This window comes from Streptomyces sp. NPDC031340, assembly GCF_055569945.1.
The window spans coordinates 99,831-115,223 of record NZ_JBVIIE010000013.1; the positions used below are offsets into that span (position 1 = coordinate 99,831).

General features: G+C 72.6%; 15 protein-coding genes. 5 read left to right on the forward strand and 10 right to left on the reverse strand.

The genetic code is table 11. The annotated features are described in order from the left end of the window. Positions 1-10 precede the first annotated feature (10 nt). From ACZ5GT_RS12505 to argC, 4 genes are read right to left on the reverse strand one after another with little or no spacing between them, the layout of a single operon-like run. Positions 11-1,198 (reverse strand): acetylornithine transaminase, encoded by a 1,188-nt coding sequence (locus tag ACZ5GT_RS12505; RefSeq protein ID WP_469020046.1) that lies wholly within the window; start codon positions 1,196-1,198, stop codon positions 11-13. Next, on the reverse strand, positions 1,195-2,106 hold the full coding sequence (gene argB / locus ACZ5GT_RS12510; RefSeq protein WP_469020048.1) for an acetylglutamate kinase: 912 nt from the start codon (positions 2,104-2,106) through the stop codon (positions 1,195-1,197). Before argB ends, ACZ5GT_RS12505 begins: the two co-directional genes overlap by 4 nt. Continuing rightward, complete coding sequence (gene argJ, locus ACZ5GT_RS12515; protein WP_469020051.1) at positions 2,103-3,254, reverse strand: bifunctional glutamate N-acetyltransferase/amino-acid acetyltransferase ArgJ; 1,152 nt, start codon at positions 3,252-3,254, stop codon at positions 2,103-2,105. The genes argB and argJ overlap by 4 nt, the downstream gene beginning before the upstream one ends. Then, positions 3,251-4,279 carry an N-acetyl-gamma-glutamyl-phosphate reductase gene (gene argC / locus ACZ5GT_RS12520; protein WP_469020056.1) on the reverse strand — a complete coding sequence of 343 codons (1,029 nt, stop codon included), beginning with the start codon at positions 4,277-4,279 and terminating at the stop codon, positions 3,251-3,253. Before argC ends, argJ begins: the two co-directional genes overlap by 4 nt. A gap of 324 nt (positions 4,280-4,603) precedes the next feature. On the opposite strand from argC, the gene ACZ5GT_RS12525 reads away from it, so the two are divergent. Further along, positions 4,604-5,872 carry an SGNH/GDSL hydrolase family protein gene (locus ACZ5GT_RS12525; protein ID WP_469020061.1) on the forward strand — a complete coding sequence of 423 codons (1,269 nt, stop codon included), beginning with the start codon at positions 4,604-4,606 and terminating at the stop codon, positions 5,870-5,872. A 24-nt stretch (positions 5,873-5,896) separates the two neighbouring features. Here the strand turns inward: ACZ5GT_RS12525 and ACZ5GT_RS12530 are convergent, their stop codons facing one another. The 3 genes from ACZ5GT_RS12530 to ACZ5GT_RS12540 form a co-directional block, all read right to left on the reverse strand. Then, on the reverse strand, positions 5,897-6,475 hold the full coding sequence (locus ACZ5GT_RS12530) for a histidine phosphatase family protein (protein ID WP_469020064.1): 579 nt from the start codon (positions 6,473-6,475) through the stop codon (positions 5,897-5,899). A 141-nt stretch (positions 6,476-6,616) separates the two neighbouring features. Next, the gene (locus ACZ5GT_RS12535; RefSeq protein WP_469020067.1) at positions 6,617-7,054 is read right to left on the reverse strand and encodes a GNAT family N-acetyltransferase; all 438 of its coding nucleotides are present in this window, start codon (positions 7,052-7,054) and stop codon (positions 6,617-6,619) included. A 97-nt stretch (positions 7,055-7,151) separates the two neighbouring features. Further along, complete coding sequence (locus ACZ5GT_RS12540; RefSeq protein ID WP_469020070.1) at positions 7,152-8,585, reverse strand: aminotransferase-like domain-containing protein; 1,434 nt, start codon at positions 8,583-8,585, stop codon at positions 7,152-7,154. Here ACZ5GT_RS12540 and ACZ5GT_RS12545 point away from each other — a divergent pair. Both ACZ5GT_RS12545 and ACZ5GT_RS12550 read left to right on the forward strand, forming a co-directional pair. Then, a complete protein-coding gene (locus ACZ5GT_RS12545; protein ID WP_469020072.1) occupies positions 8,584-9,621 on the forward strand; it encodes a DMT family transporter in 1,038 nt (345 codons plus the stop codon). The genes ACZ5GT_RS12540 and ACZ5GT_RS12545 overlap by 2 nt on opposite strands. A 90-nt stretch (positions 9,622-9,711) precedes the next feature. Continuing rightward, complete coding sequence (locus tag ACZ5GT_RS12550; protein ID WP_324788703.1) at positions 9,712-9,903, forward strand: DUF1918 domain-containing protein; 192 nt, start codon at positions 9,712-9,714, stop codon at positions 9,901-9,903. Positions 9,904-9,928: 25 nt separating this feature from the next. Here the strand turns inward: ACZ5GT_RS12550 and ACZ5GT_RS12555 are convergent, their stop codons facing one another. Then, positions 9,929-11,239 carry a glycoside hydrolase family 10-like protein gene (locus tag ACZ5GT_RS12555; protein WP_469020074.1) on the reverse strand — a complete coding sequence of 437 codons (1,311 nt, stop codon included), beginning with the start codon at positions 11,237-11,239 and terminating at the stop codon, positions 9,929-9,931. A 171-nt stretch (positions 11,240-11,410) separates the two neighbouring features. Between ACZ5GT_RS12555 and ACZ5GT_RS12560 the strand changes: the two genes are divergently transcribed. Together ACZ5GT_RS12560 and ACZ5GT_RS12565 are read left to right on the forward strand one after the other, a co-directional pair. Further along, positions 11,411-12,286, forward strand: coding sequence for a 3-hydroxybutyryl-CoA dehydrogenase (locus ACZ5GT_RS12560; protein ID WP_469020078.1), 876 nt, complete (start codon positions 11,411-11,413; stop codon positions 12,284-12,286). Positions 12,287-12,514: 228 nt separating this feature from the next. Beyond that, positions 12,515-12,772, forward strand: coding sequence for a hypothetical protein (locus ACZ5GT_RS12565; protein WP_469020082.1), 258 nt, complete (start codon positions 12,515-12,517; stop codon positions 12,770-12,772). Positions 12,773-12,795: 23 nt separating this feature from the next. On the opposite strand, the gene ACZ5GT_RS12570 is transcribed toward ACZ5GT_RS12565, so the two are convergent. Together ACZ5GT_RS12570 and ACZ5GT_RS12575 are read right to left on the reverse strand one after the other, a co-directional pair. Beyond that, positions 12,796-13,341: an NUDIX hydrolase gene (locus ACZ5GT_RS12570; RefSeq protein ID WP_469020087.1), complete on the reverse strand. Its 546-nt coding sequence runs from the start codon at positions 13,339-13,341 to the stop codon at positions 12,796-12,798. Positions 13,342-13,438: 97 nt separating this feature from the next. Further along, on the reverse strand, positions 13,439-14,779 hold the full coding sequence (locus tag ACZ5GT_RS12575; RefSeq protein ID WP_469020093.1) for a transcriptional regulator: 1,341 nt from the start codon (positions 14,777-14,779) through the stop codon (positions 13,439-13,441). Between the last annotated feature and the right edge of the window lie 614 nt (positions 14,780-15,393).

A 15,393-nucleotide genomic window follows, 5' to 3' on the forward strand; every position in this document is an offset into this window, starting at 1 on the left:
ATTCTCCGGATCATCCGTCCCCCTTGGCCACGTCGAGGATGCCGGGCAGCGCCCGCAGGAAGGCGTCCACCTCGTCGTCGCCCAGATTCAGCGCGGGCATCAGCCGTACGACGTCGGGGGCGGGCGCGTTCACCAGGATTCCGGCCTCCTGAGCCGCCTGGCGCACCTGCGGTGCGAGCGGCTCGGTGAGCACGATACCCAGCAGGAGCCCGGTTCCCCGGACGTGGTCGATCAACGGCAGGCCCAACGACTCGATTCCGTCGCGCAGTTTCCCGCTCTGCCGCTTGACGTTCTCCAGCAGGCCCTCGTTCTCGATGGTGTCGAGGACGGCGAGTCCGGCGGCGCAGGCGACCGGGTTGCCGCCGAAGGTCGTGCCGTGCTGGCCCGGTTGCAGCAGTTCGGCCGCACGGCCGAAGGCGACGGTGGCGCCCAGCGGCAGGCCGCCGCCCAGTCCCTTGGCGAGGGTGACGACGTCCGGCAGGACGCCGTCGTGGGCCTGGTACTCGAACCAGTGCCCGCTGCGGCCGATGCCGGTCTGCACCTCGTCGAGGACGAGCAGCGCCCCGGTGGCGGCGGTGATCGCGCGGGCGGCCTTGAGGTAGCCGGCCGGCGGCACGACGACGCCGATCTCGCCCTGCACCGGCTCCAGGACGACCAGCGCGGTCTCCTCGGTGACCGCGGCGGCCAGCGCCTGCGCGTCGCCGTAGGGCACGTGCGTGACGTCGCCGGGCAGCGGCAGGAAGGGTTCCCGCTTGCCCTGCTGGCCGGTCATCGCGAGGGCGCCCATGGTGCGCCCGTGGAAGGCGCCGTCGGTCGCCACCACGTGCTTGCGCCCGGTCAGCCGGCCGATCTTGAAGGCGGCCTCGTTGGCCTCGGCGCCGGAGTTGCAGAAGAAGACCTTGCCGTCCCGGCCGAAGAGCCGCAGGAGCCGTTCGGCGAGCGTGACGGTGGGGTCGGCCATGAAGAAGTTGGAGATGTGGCCGAGGGAGGAGATCTGCCGGGTCACCGCCTCGACGACGGCCGGGTGGGCGTGCCCGAGGGCGTTGACCGCGATGCCGCCGACGAAGTCGAGGTACTCCTTGCCGTCGGCGTCCCACACCCGGCTGCCCTCGCCGCGTACCAGGGGCAGCAGCGGGGTGCCGTAGTTGTTCATGAGCGCGCCCTGCCACCGCGCCGTCAGTTCCTGATTGTCCGTCATGCGGCGCCCCCCTCGGTCCCGTCCGGCACGACCATCGTGCCGATGCCCTCGTCGGTGAAGATCTCCAGCAGGATCGAGTGCTGGACCCGGCCGTCGATGACGCGGGCGGTGTGGACGCCGTTGCGCACGGCGTGCAGGCAGCCCTCCATCTTCGGCACCATGCCGGCCGACAGCTCCGGCAGCAGCTTCTCCAGCTGGGAAGCGGTGAGGCGGCTGATCACCTCGTCGGAGTTCGGCCAGTCCTCGTACAGGCCCTCGACGTCGGTGAGGACCATGAGGGTCTCCGCGTCCAGGGCGGCGGCGAGCGCCGCGGCCGCCGTGTCGGCGTTGACGTTGTAGACGTGTCCGTCGTCCTGGCTGCGGGCGATCGACGACACCACCGGGATGCGGCCGTCGGCGAGCAGCGCCTCGATCGCGCCGGTGTCGATCGCGGTGATCTCGCCGACCCGCCCGATGTCGACCAACTCCCCGTCGATCTCGGGCTGGTGCTTGGTGGCGGTGATGGTGTGCGCGTCCTCGCCGGTCAGTCCGACGGCCAGCGGGCCGTGCTCGTTGAGCAGGTTGACCAGCTCCCGCTGCACCTGTCCGGCCAGCACCATGCGGACGACGTCCATGGCCTCTTCGGTGGTGACGCGCAGGCCGGCCTTGAACTCGCTGACGATGCCGTGCTTGTCGAGGGCGGCGCTGATCTGCGGACCGCCGCCGTGCACGACGACGGGCTTGAGGCCGGCGTGGTGCAGGAAGACGACGTCCTGCGCGAACGCGGCCTTCAGGTCCTCGTCGATCATGGCGTTGCCGCCGAACTTGATGACGACGGTCTTGCCGTTGTGCCGCACCAGCCACGGCAGCGCCTCGATGAGGATCTGGGCCTTGGGCAGGGCGGTGTGCTTCCGCGTCGGACTGCTCATGAGCTGTAGGCGCTGTTCTCGTGGACGTACTCGGCGGTGAGGTCGTTGGTCCAGATGGTGGCGGTCTCCGCGCCCGCGGCCAGGTCGGCGACGATGTGCACCTCGCGGTAGCGCATGTCGACCTTGTCGCGGTCCTCGCCGACGCCGCCGTTCTTGCACACCCAGACGCCGTTGATGGCGACGTTGAGCCGGTCAGGCTCGAACGCGGCCTTCGTGGTGCCGATCGCGGACAGCACGCGGCCCCAGTTGGGGTCCTCGCCGTGCACGGCGCACTTGAGGAGGTTGTTGCGGGCGATGGTGCGGCCCACCTCGACGGCGTCGTCCTCGGTCGCGGCGTTGATCACCTCGATCCTGATGTCCTTGCCGGCGCCCTCGGCGTCGCGGATGAGCTGCCGGCCGAGGTCGTCGCAGACCTGCCGTACGGCGTCGGCGAACTCGTCGTAGGCCGGGGTGATGCCGGAGGCGCCGGAGGCGAGCAGCAGGACGGTGTCGTTGGTGGACATGCAGCCGTCGGAGTCGACGCGGTCGAAGGTGACCCGGGTCGCCGCGCGCAGCGCCCGGTCCAGGGTGTCGTCGTCGAGGTCGGCGTCGGTGGTGAGGACGACGAGCATGGTGGCCAGGCCCGGGGCGAGCATGCCGGCGCCCTTGGCCATGCCGCCGACGGTCCAGCCGTCCTTGGTGACGACGGAGGTCTTGTGGACGGTGTCGGTGGTCTTGATGGCGATGGCGGCCTTCTCGCCACCGTGCTCGGAGAGCTGCGCGGCCGCGGTCTCGATGCCCGGCAGCAGCTTGTCCATCGGGAGCAGCACGCCGATCAGGCCGGTCGAGCAGACTGCGACCTCGATGGGAGCGCGCCCGAGGACCTCGGCCGCCTTCTCCGCCGTGGCGTGGGTGTCCTGGAAGCCCTTGGGGCCCGTGCAGGCGTTGGCGCCGCCGGAGTTGAGGACGACGGCGGAGACCTGGCCGCTCTTCAGCACCTGCTCGGACCACAGGACCGGCGCGGCCTTCACGCGGTTGGAGGTGAAGACGCCGGCGGCGGCGCGGCGGGGTCCGTCGTTGACCACGAGGGCCAGGTCCGGGTTGCCGTTCTGCTTGATCCCGGCGGCGATGCCCGCCGCCGTGAATCCCTTTGCTGCCGTCACGCTCACGGCGCAACTCCGATCGTCGTCAGCCCGGTGGTCTCGTCGAGCCCCAGGGCGAGGTTCATGCTCTGGACGGCACCGCCCGCGGTGCCCTTGGTCAGGTTGTCGATGGCGCTGATCGCGATGACGCGGCCCACGGCCTCGTCGTACGCGACCTGCACCTGGACGGCGTTGGACCCCTGGACGGAGGCCGTGGCGGGCCACTGCCCCTCGGGGAGGAGGTGGACGAAGGGTTCGTCGGCGAAGGCCTTCTCGTAGGCGGCGCGGACCGACTCGGCGGTGACGCCGTCCCTGGCCTTGGCGCTGCAGGTGGCGAGGATGCCGCGGGGCATCGGCGCGAGGGTGGGGGTGAAGGAGACGGAGACCCGCTCCCCCGCCACCGCGCTGAGGTTCTGGATCATCTCGGGGGTGTGCCGGTGGCCGCCGCCGACGCCGTACGGCGACATGGAGCCCATCACCTCCGAGCCCAGCAGGTTCGGCTTGGGCGCCTTGCCCGCGCCGGAGGTGCCGGACGCGGCGACGATCACGGCCTCGTTCTCGACGAGCCCGGCGGCGTACGCCGGGAAGAGCGCGAGCGAGACGGCGGTCGGGTAGCAACCGGGCACCGCGATGCGCTTGGACCCCTCCAGCGCGGCGCGGGCGCCCGGCAGTTCGGGAAGGCCGTAGGGCCAGGTGCCGGCGTGCGCGGAACCGTAGAAGCGCTCCCAGTCGGCGGCGTCCTTCAGCCGGAAGTCGGCGCCCATGTCGACGACGAGGACGTCCGGGCCGAGCTGCTCGGCGACGGCGGCGGACTGGCCGTGGGGCAGGGCGAGGAAGACGACGTCGTGTCCGGCGAGCGCCGCGGCCGTGGTCTCCTCCAGCACGCGGCCGGCCAGCGGCAGCAGGTGCGGCTGGAGCGCGCCGAGCCGCTGGCCCGCGTTCGAGTTGCCGGTCAGGGCCCCGATCTCGACCTCGGGGTGCGCCAGGAGCAGACGCAGGACTTCACCGCCCGCGTATCCACTCGCTCCGGCCACCGCCGCACGTACCGCCATGGAATCCTCCTCTTGGATGGCATGACTATACGTATCGCTGCACGTTTATGCAATCCATCGGGGGTCGGCCCGCGCGGCCGGATCGCGGCCGTGACACGGCTGGCGCATCGGGCCATCGATCATCCCACTGCCCGTAACTTGTCGGACCAATGGCACTCCGATGGAGCCACGAAACCTTTACAGGCGCGTGATTTCGCCGGTATAACTCCCGCAGAGGTAGAACCACTTGCGCGAATCCGGCCTCTACGAGCGGCCGACAGCCCCTTCCGGTTCAGCTCGGACCTCCCCCCGCACCACCTCGCCCCCACCCCTCGAGGAGAATTCGTGCGCCTGCTGGCTTCTTCCCCTGCCGCCGGTGGCCCCGGCCGCCCGCCGCGGCCCCGCCGCAAGACGCTGAACCGCGCGGCTGCCGCGATGTCGGTGTTCCTGGCCGCCGCCGTGGTGTCGCTGTCGCCGTCGTCCCTCACGCCCGCCGCCGCGGCCACCCGGACCGAGGTCGCGGCCTGGAGCACCGGCCTCAACCAGGGCGGGCCGGGCTTCTCGAACCAGACGATCCGCGAAGTGGTGCACCTGTCCTCGGGCGGGTCGACGGTGCGGCTGCAACTGTCCAACCTGAGAGGCACGTCGGCGCTCACCGTCGGCCACGTGGACGTCGCCGTGCAGTCCAGCGGCGGCGTGCCCGTCGCGGGCACCCATCACACCGTCACCTTCGGCGGATCCACCGGGGTCACCCTCGCCGTCGGGGCGGAGCAGGCCGGCGACGAGGTCGCCATGACCACGACCGCCGATCAGAACCTGCTCGTCAGCATCTACGTCTCGAACACCGTCGACACGTCGAGCTGGCACCCCAACGCCCAGGCCACCACCTACATCTCGTCGTCCGGCGATCACGCCGCCGACGACACCGTCGCCTCATACCCGACGCACACGTACGCCTCCTACCTGCTCGGCGGGGTGTGGGTGAACTCGGCCACCGCCACGGGCACGCTGGTCACCTTCGGGGACTCGATCACCGACGGCGTCAAGTCCACCGTCAACGCCGACCGGCGCTACCCGGACGACCTGGCCCGCCGCCTCGCGGCCGTCACCGGCGGCCCGCGCCTGAGCACCGCCGACGTCGGCATCGGAGGCAACCGGGTGCTGGCCGACGGCAGCGCCAACTCCGGCCTCAGCGCCCTCCACCGCTTCGCCCACGACGCCCTGGCCCAGCCGAACGTGAAGACCGTCCTGCTGCTGGAGGGGATCAACGACATCAGCTACAACAGCGCTTCGGCCTCGTCGATCACCTCCGGCTACCAGACGCTGATCACGCAGGCGCACGCCGCGGGTGTCCGGGTCGTGGCCGCGACGGTGATGCCGTTCAACGGCACGGCGAGCTACACCGCGGCACGGGAGACCATCCGGCAGCAGGTGAACACCTGGATCCGGACCTCCGGCGCCTTCGACGCCGTGCTCGACTTCGACCTGGCGGTCCGCGACCCCGCCGACGCCACCACGCTGCTCCCGGCCTACGACAGCGGCGACCACATCCACCCCAACGACGCCGGCTACCAGGCGATGGCCGACGCCGTGCCCCTCTCCGCCCTGGGATGAGCCCCGAGACCGGCCACGCCGCCGCTAAGCCATCGCCCCGTCGAGGCGGAGGTTCCAGCGGCGGGCGTGGCCGGTGACGGTGACGGCCGACAGGGGGCGCACGTCGATGCTCCAGTAGGCCGACGGCGGCGCCTTCAGGGCGTACAGCAGGGCCGCGCGGATCACGGACGGTTCGGCCACGGCGACGATGCGGCAGCCGTCCTCGTAGGGCCGGGTGTCGAGCCAGCCGCCGACCCGGGAGACGAAGGCCGGCAGCGACTCGCCGCCGTGCGGGGTGGCGTGCGGGTCGGCCAGCCAGGCGTCCACCAGCTCCGGCTCGCGGGCCATCGCCTCGCCGAGCGTCAGCCCCCGCCAACGCCCCATGTCGCAGTCCCGCAGGGCGAGTTGGACGAGCGGCGCGTAGCCGAGGGCGTCGCCGGTGGCGCGACTGCGGGGCGTGGGCGAGCAGTAGCGCAGTTCGGACGCCGCCAGCGGGACCAGGGCGGGGGCGGCGCGCTGCACCTCGTCCCAGCCGGCCTGGTCCAGCGGGCGGTCGTCCTCGAAGCGCTCGGCGAGCGGCGGGGAGCTGCGCGCGGCCGCGACGAATGTGACCCTCAGCTGCATGCGGCGATGGTGAGCCGCGGGAGCGGGCAGGTCAAGGGATGTTACCTACGAGTCACCCAGGGTGCGTGAACCCTCACCTCCGGGTCGGGATCTGCCGGACAAGTCACCCCACAGCAAGCGGCTCGCCCTCCCACGAACGGCTCACCCGAAGGCGAGCACCATCCACTGCTCGGGCCGCTCCAGGGCGGTGAAGCCGACCTTCTCGTACACCCCGTGGGCGTCGTGCGTGGCGAGCAGCAGGCGCCGCAGCCCGTACGGAAGCAGGTGCTCGCGCACGGCCGCGACCATGGCGGTGCCGATCCCCTTGCCCCGCACGGACGGGTCGACGTAGACGTCGCACAGCCAGGCGAAGGTCGCCCGGTCGGTGACCACCCGCGCGTACGCGACCTGCTCCCCCGACGCCCTGTCGTACACACCGAAGTTGAGCGAGCCCTCGATCGCCCGCTCCAGCTTCTCCCGCGGCCGCCCGAGCGCCCAGTACGCGTCGGTGGACAGCCAGCGGTGCACACGATCGACGTCGACACGTCCGGGATCGGCGGAGAACTCGTAATCGTCGGGAAGGCTCGGGAGGTCGTTCATGGCGGGAGATTCACAGGTCGGGCCGCGGTTTGTCGAACCGTTTTCCCGATTCCGGCTCTCCCGTTTCGCCGCACCCCCACCGCACGGACCCGGTGCGCTACAGCACCTCGTCCGCGGCGGTCCGCAGCCGCCGTACCCCTTCCGTGATCTCCTCCGCGCCCGCCACCGCCGCGAAGCTCAGCCGCAGGTGGCCGGCCGGAGGCTCGGCGCCGAAGTACGGGCGGCCGGGCGTGACGGCGACGCCGGCGCGGAGGGCTGCGGCCGTCAGGGCCGCCTCGTCCGTGCCGTGGGGAAGGCGCAGCCACAGGTGGTAGCCGCCCGACGGGATGTACGGCAGGGCGAGTCGGGGCAGTTCCCGGCGCAGGGCCGCCGTCATGACGTCGCGGCGGGCCTTCAACCGCGCCGACAATGACCGCAGATGACGCGGCCAGGCGGGCGAGCCGACGAGTTCGAGCGCGGCCTCCTGCAGAGGCCGGGGCACGAAGAAGGTGTCGACGATCTGGATGGCGCGCAGGCGTTCCAGGACCGGGCCGCGGGCGGCCAGGGCGCCGACCCGGAAGCTGGGCGAGGTGGCCTTGGTCAGCGAGCAGACGTGGACGACGACGCCGTCGGGGTCGTCGGCGGCGAGCGGCCGGGGCAGCTCTCCCGCGTCCTCGTGCGCGAGCCGCCTGACGAAGTCGTCCTCGACGACGAACGCGCCGGCCTCCCGGGCGGTCCGCAGCACGTCGGCGCGCCGTCCGGGCGCGAGCACCGCGCCCGTCGGGTTCTGGAACAGCGGCTGGCAGACGAAGACGCGGGCCCCGGTCGCCCGGAAGGCGTCGGCGAGCAGGGCCGGTTTCACCCCGTCCGGGTCGACGGGGACCGGGACGGGCCGCAGACCCGCCGCGCGGGCGATCGCCAGCATGCCGGGGTAGGTGGGCGATTCGACCAGCACCGGCGCCCCGGGCGGGGCCAGCGCGCGCAGGGCGGTGGTCAGCGCCGACTGGCCGCCCGCGGTGACCAGCACGTCCGCGGCGGTGACCGTCGCGCCGATGCTCCGGGCGAACCACTCGCGCAGCTCCGGCAGTCCCTCCACCGGCGGCCGCCCCCAGGCGCCGGGCCGACGCCCGGCGCGGGACAGGGCCGCCGCCATGGCCTGCTCCGGCTGCAGCGAGGGATGCAGGTAGCCGCCGTTGAACTCGACGACGCCGGGCGGCGGACCGGCCAGCGAGACCAGCACGCCCGAGGCGTCCACCGAGCGCGGGACGAGGTCGGTGGCGCCGTCCGCGCTCAGTGCCACCTCCTGCCACGAGGTGTCCCCGGCGGCGACGGCGCTCGCGCGTGGCCGCGCCCGGAAGGCGCCGGCGCCGGGCCGGGTGACCACCAGCCCCTCGGCGGCGAGCTGGGCGAGGGCCCGCGAGACGGTCACCGGGCTGACCCGGAAGCGCTCGACCAGCGCCCGACTGGACGGCAGCTTCCCTTCCGGAGGGTAGCGGTCCAGCTCCTGCCGCAGCCGTTCCGCCAGTTCGCCCACACTGCTACGCTCTTGCATGAGAGAACAGAGTAGCGCTACTACCACCGCCTCGATAGCGGTCGGCACCTCCGGGACAGCGCGGGGAACCGCGGCGGGCCCAGCGCCACGGACGACGGCGGAGTCGACGGCCGGGACGACGGCCGGGTCGACGACGGCGACGCATCCGAAGACGTCGGCGGCGGCACCGGCCGTGGCGGACCGTCGCGTCGGCACCCTGCAGGCGGGCCTGGGCGTCGTCGCCTTCTCCCTCACCTTCCCCGCGACCGTCTGGGGGCTGGAGGGCTTCGGGCCCTGGGCGCTGGTCGCCGTCCGCAGCGTCCTCGCCGCGCTGATCGCGGGCGGCTGCCTGCTGGCGCTGCGCGTGCCGGTGCCGGGCCGGGCGCACTGGCCGGGCCTCGCGGTCGTCGCCGTCGGCGTCGTCGTCGGGTTCCCGCTGCTGACGACGCTCGCCCTGCGGACGTCCAGCACCGCGCACGCGGCCGTGGTGGTCGGCCTGCTCCCGCTCACCACCGCCCTGCTGTCCGCGCTGCGCGTCGGCGTCCGCCCCTCCCGGACGTTCTGGGCGGCGGCGGTCGCGGGGGCGGCCGCGGTGGCCGTGTTCACCGCCCAGCAGAGCGGCGGCGCGCTGACCGCCGCCGACCTGTACCTCTTCGCGGCGCTGCTGGTGTGCGCCGCCGGTTACACCGAGGGCGGCCGGCTGGCCCGGATCATGCCGGGCTGGCAGGTCATCGGCTGGGCCCTGGTGCTGTGTCTGCCGCTGACCGTGCCCGCCGCGGTGGCCGCCCTGGCGCTGCAGCCCGCGCACCTGACCGCGCACAGCGTCGCCGGACTGCTGTGGGTCGCGGCGGGCTCGCAGTTCCTGGGGCTGGTGGTGTGGTACCGGGGCATGGCCGCGGTCGGAATCCCCAAGGCGAGTCAGTTGCAGTTGGCGCAGCCCCTGCTCACACTGGTGTGGTCGGTGCTGCTGCTGGGGGAGCACCTGACGGTGGCCGCGCCGTCGACCGCCGCGGCGGTGCTCGTGTGCATCGCCGTGACCCAGCGGGCCCGGGGCTGAGGACCGTTCGGCCCGCTTCCGGCCGGCATCCCACGCCCTGGACCCAAGGCCACGGAACGCCGCTCCGCACCAGGTGAGGAGGCCGCACAGATGCGCGCAACCAAGGGCGACCAGCTTGTCCAGCACGGCAGGGTGGTCGGCCAGCAGGACAAGGTCGGCGAGATCGTCGAAGTGATGGGCCAGGAGGGCAACCCTCCCTACCGCGTCCGCTTCGAGGACGGGCACGAGGGCGTGTGCTCGCCCGGCCCCGACACCGAGATCCGCCACCGGGAGAACCGGTAGACCGTCCGGCAGATCCTCCGGTGGATCAGCGCGGGGGCATCGCCGGCTGCGTGTAGTGGTCGGCGACCACCCGTGCCATCGCCCCGATCGGATCGGCCGCCACGTCCTTGGCGGCGAAGAAGACGTGCCCGCGCACCTGCGGATACTCCTCGGCCAGCGCCAGGTGCCGGGACAGTTCCGCCGGGTCCTGCCAGGCGGCGGGCTGCGCGGGGTCGCCCGCCTTGTACAGCGCCTCGCCCAGGTACAGCCTCGTCGCGGTGTCCCGCGCCACGTCCGCCCACCAGGACACCAGCGTGGCGTAGTCGGCGGCGCCGAACCCGATGTTCCAGTACAGCTGCGGGCAGATGTAGTCGATCCAGTTCTCCCGCACCCACTTCCGCGTGTCCGCGTACAGGTCGTCGTACGTCTCCACGCCCGCGCGCGTGCCGGAACCGCGGGAGTCGGTCGTCGCGTTGCGCCACACTCCGAAGGGGCTGATCCCGAACTGCGTGGCGGGCCGGATCAGCCTGATGCCGGCCGCGGTCTCCTGGATCAGCTTGTCGATGTTGGCGCGCCGCCAGGCGGCCCGGGTCGGGTAGCCGGCGCCGTGGCGCTCGTAGGCGGCGGTGTCGTCGAAGGTCCGGCCGGCCACCGGGTAGGGGTAGAAGTAGTCGTCGAAGTGCACCGCGTCGACGGGGTACCTGCGCACCGCGTCGAGCATGGACTCCCGGACGAAGGCGCGGACCTCCGGCAGCCCCGGGTCGTAGTACAGCTTCCCGCCGTACGGCACCACCCAGCCCGGGTGCTCGCGCGCGGGGTGCGAGGCGGCCAGCCGCGCCGGGTCGGTGTGGTTGGCGACGCGGTAGGGGTTGAACCAGGCGTGCAGGGCGAGACCGCGGGCGTGCGCCTCCTCGACCGCCGTCCCCAGCGGATCCCAGCCGGGATCCTTGCCCTGGGTGCCGGTGAGGTACTGCGACCAGGGCTCGTACGGCGACGGCCACAGCGCGTCGGCGGTCGGGCGCACCTGGAGGATCACGGTGTTCAGGCGGTCGCGGACCGCGCGGTCGAGGTGGGCGATCAGCTCGGCGCGCTGCCGCGCGGCGGTCAGCCCCGGCCGGGAGGGCCAGTCCCGGTTGGCCACGGTCGCCACCCACACCCCCCGCATCTCCCCGGCCGCGCGCCGCCGGCCCCGACCCGGGCCGCCCGTCACCGCACCGGCGTCCGCACCGCCCGTGCGCGCACCGGCCGTGCGCGCACCGGCCGTGCGCGCACCGGCCTCCGCCACGCCGCCCGCCGCCGCACCGCCGCCCGCCATGAGCGCCGACAGGGCGGTCACCGCGAACGCCCGGCGCGACAAGGGTGCTGTCCTCCGTGTCCTCACTGCTGCCTCCGTGCGTGTGTCTCCGGCGCCGGGCCGCCTCGCGGCACCCCGGTGATCGATCAACGATCGCCGAAGGTAACGTGCAGGGTTGGAGCAGGGACCGAAACACGGCATACCTGCCACGGATGGATCAGTGAAGGGGACGATGTGACGGACATCCCGGCTGGAGACATCGCGCGCGTCGGTGTGGTGGGCTGCGGCCAGATGGGAGCGGGCATCGCCGAGGTGTGCGCCCGCGCCGGACTGGACGTGAAGGTCGCCGAGACCACCGGCGAGGCCCTGGAGATCGGCCGCACCCGGCTGTTCGGCTCCCTGGCCAAGGCCGCCGAGCGCGGCAAGATCAGCGAAGCGGAGCTGGCGGCGACGCAGGCCCGGCTGAGCTTCACCACCGACCTGGGCGAGTTCGCCGACCGCGACCTGGTGATCGAGGCCGTCGTGGAGAACGAGCAGGTCAAGACGGAGATCTTCCAGGTGCTCGATCAGGTCGTGACCCGGCCCGACGCCATCCTGGCCTCCAACACCTCCTCGATCCCGCTGGTCAAGCTGGCCGTGGCGACCTCGCGCCCCGACCACGTCATCGGCATCCACTTCTTCAACCCGGCCCCGGTGCAGAAGCTGGTCGAGCTGATCCCCGCGCTCACCACCTCCGAGGGCACGCTCGGCCGGGCCCACCTGTTCGCGGAGAAGCTGCTCGGCAAGCACGCCATCCGCGCCCAGGACCGCTCGGGGTTCGTGGTGAACGCGCTGCTGATCCCCTACCTGCTCTCGGCGATCCGGATGTTCGAGTCGGGCATCGCCAGCCGCGAGGACATCGACAACGGCATGGAGCTCGGCTGCGCCCACCCGATGGGCCCGCTGAAGCTGTCCGACCTGATCGGCCTGGACACGGTGGCCTCGGTGGCGCAGAGCATGTACGAGGAGTACAAGGAGCCGCTGTACGCCGCTCCCCCGCTGCTGCAGCGGATGGTCGACGCGGGCCGGCTGGGCCGGAAGTCCGGGTCGGGCTTCTACGTCTACGGCTGACACCACACCGCACCGGCGGTCGCACAGTGCCCGTTGCAGGGTGCCGGTCACACAGTGCGACGACCATGGGCCCGGCACTCTTCCGAGTGCCGGGCCCACGCGTTTCACACACCGTGTGCGCGCCGGGCACGCATATGCCCCACGCACACTCTCCCCACGCGCCCACCAGGCGAGTTCACTCGTCATGCGCATGCAAGGGATGTGCCGACTACGGAAAGGAGCGGACTCGTGACCGCCGACCCGGAGCATCCCGTGGTCCATGGAGAACTCGCAGAGTTACGCCGGCGCCTCGACGTGGCGTACGCACGCGTCGAGGGTGGGCTGGCTCTGCTCAGTCACCGAACGGAGGAGACGGACAAGGAGATCGACGAGCTGAGCGCCCGCATCGTCGCCCTGGAGCACAGCCGCTGGCCGTTGCCCGCGGTCGCGGCGCTGACCGCGGTGGGCGCGCTGGTGGTGGCGATCTGGCAGGCCCTGGGCCGCTGAGGGACCAGGACCCGGTCGGGGGATCAGGGCTGGGCGTCCTGCCCGAGCCTGAGATGGTGCAGGAGCAGTAACGCGGCTGCCATGTTGGCGGCCGGGACCTCACCGCGGGCGACCATGTCCGGGACGAGCTTGAGGGGAACCCATTCCCGGCGGTCCGACTCGAAGTCGTCCACGGGGTGCCCGACGTACTCTCCCTCGTCGGCCCAGTAGATGTGATGCCGGGCGTCGGTGAGACCGTTGGACGGTTCCACGCTCATCAGGTGGTACAGGGGCCCCGGTCGCCAGCCGGTCTCCTCCTCGAGTTCCCTGGCGGCCGCGCGGGCGACGTCCTCGCCGTCCTCGACGACGCCCGCCGCGAGTTCCCACCCCCAGCTGTCGGTGATGAAGCGGTGGCGCCACAGCAGCAGGACCTCGTTGGCCTCGTTGACCACCGTGGCGACGGCGACCGGCCGCAGCCGGATCAGGAAGTGGTCGAGGTGCCGGCCGTCCGGCAACTCGACATCCGCGAGATTGACACTGAACCAGCGGTTTGAGTACACAGTCTGTTCGTTCTGTTTCGTCCACTGCACGGTTCTGCCACCTTCCTTCGGGTAAGGGGCAATATCGCAGCAGGGGCGAGGACTGTCGGCGCTCCGGAGCCCGAGCCCGTCCGCGGACCGGACCGGCCTACAGCGGCACCCGCAGCGCGCCGTCGATCAGCTCGGCCGCCTCGGAGGTGCCCGAGCAGCCGTTGCGCACCAGGTGGTCGCGCACCGCGCGGAGTCTGTCGCGCAGCCGCTGGGACTCCATTCCCCGGGCCTGTTCGGCCATCTGCACCGCCGTGGCCACCGCTTTGTCGGCGTTCCCCCGCCGCAGTTCGATCGTGCTGAGCATGGCGAGCCGGTGCACCCGCCCCCGGTCGTGCGCGGGGTTGTCCACCGCCGCCGCGGCGTGCTCCCCCGCCGCCGCGAGTTCCCCGAGGCTGAGCAACGCCTCCGCCACCTGGACGTTGACCAGGCCCGGCTGGACATAGCCGGTCTCGTCGGGTTCGTGCCCGCGCCGGATCCGTTCGGCGGCCTGCTCGGCACGCCGGATGCAGGACAGCGCGCTCGTACCGTCGCCGAGGTGGGCGTACGCCTTGGCCTGCATCGCGTAGAGGTCGGAGGCGAGCGCCGGGGTGATGTGCTTGCCGGCGGCGCGCAGCGCGGCCTCCGCGAAGGCTACGGCCTGGCGGTACTCCCGCATGAACAGCGACTGGTTCACCAGGAGCGCGATCACGTAGGCGCCCAGGCCGCGGTCGCCGCTGGCCTTGGCGAGCCGGAGCGCCTGGTGGAAGTAGCGCTGGGCCAGACCGTGGGCGTCGGAGTCGTAGGCGCAGATGCCGGCGATCGCCACCAGGCCGCCGGTGGCGCGGTGCAGCTGGCGGCCGGTGGCGTCGGTGTAGCTGCCGCGCAGCAGCGGCGCGGCCTCGGCGTTGAGGAAGCCGACGATGCGGGTGCGGGTCGCCATGCCGCCGGCCTTGCGGTACATCTGCTCGTAGTGGGTGCGGGCGGCCCGCAGCATCTCGATGTCGGACGACGTGACGCGGTGCCGGCCGCCGCGCGAGACGTCGACGTCCTCGGGCGGGTTCTCCCACTCCCACACCGGCATGACGGCGGGCGTGCCGGTGACCGCGGGTGCGCCCAGGATGTGCGGGCGCTGCTGTTCGTCGGAGCGCCACAGGGCGGTGGCGCGCTCGACGAAGCCGGACAGCGAGGTGCCGTGCGGCACGGACGGTTCGCCGGGGACGCCGAGGCCGATGTCGTCGAGGGTGACGGGCCGGTGCAGCCGGGCGGCGAGCACCTCGCAGATGAGGTCGGGCACCTGGCCGCGGGGGCGCTGTCCCTTGAGCCAGCGCGCCACGGCGGTGTGCTCGTACCGGAGCGCGAGTCCGCGCGCCAGGCCCGCGTGATTGACGTGTGCGGCCAGCCCCGCGTGCGAGATCCCGGCCTCGTCCAGGATCGCGTCGAGCAGAGTGTTGGGCTGCATGGATGCCCCCCGGGTGCCTCGGTGCCCGTCAGAGTAGTGCCAACCCCTTCACACGGGGTGTGAACGGAGTGCTCGGATCCGCAGCGTGTGCGCGCTGTCGCGGAGAGTTTCTCGGCCGGTTGACTGAACTGCCTCGCAAGAGGCCGGCCGGACCGCCGGCTCCCCCTCGTACCAGTACGGCGGTCCGTCTCCACGCCGTCCGCCCAGCTGCCTGCCCGACACTCCGTGGCGGGGCGGACGGCTCGCCGGCGGCGGCAGCGCGGTGCGATGACGCCCGCTTCTCGAACGTGTGGTCTCAACGGTGCGTCGTCGGCTGCGGGTCCGTCGTGGCCGGTCGCGCAGTTCCCCGCGCCCCTGAAAGGCGACTCCCGGGCGGGCCCGTCGAACGCAGACGGACCAGCTGTCGGCAGCGGAGCGGTGCGAACGACGCCCGCTCTTCCACCGTGGGGTCTCACAGGTGCGCTGTCGGCTGCGGGTCCGTCGTGGCCGGTCGCGCAGTTCCCCGCACCCCTGACGGGCGACTCCCGGGCGGGCCCGTCGAACGCAGACGGACCAGCTGTCGGCAGCGGAGCGGTGCGAACGACGCCCGCTCTTCCACCGTGGGGTCTCACAGG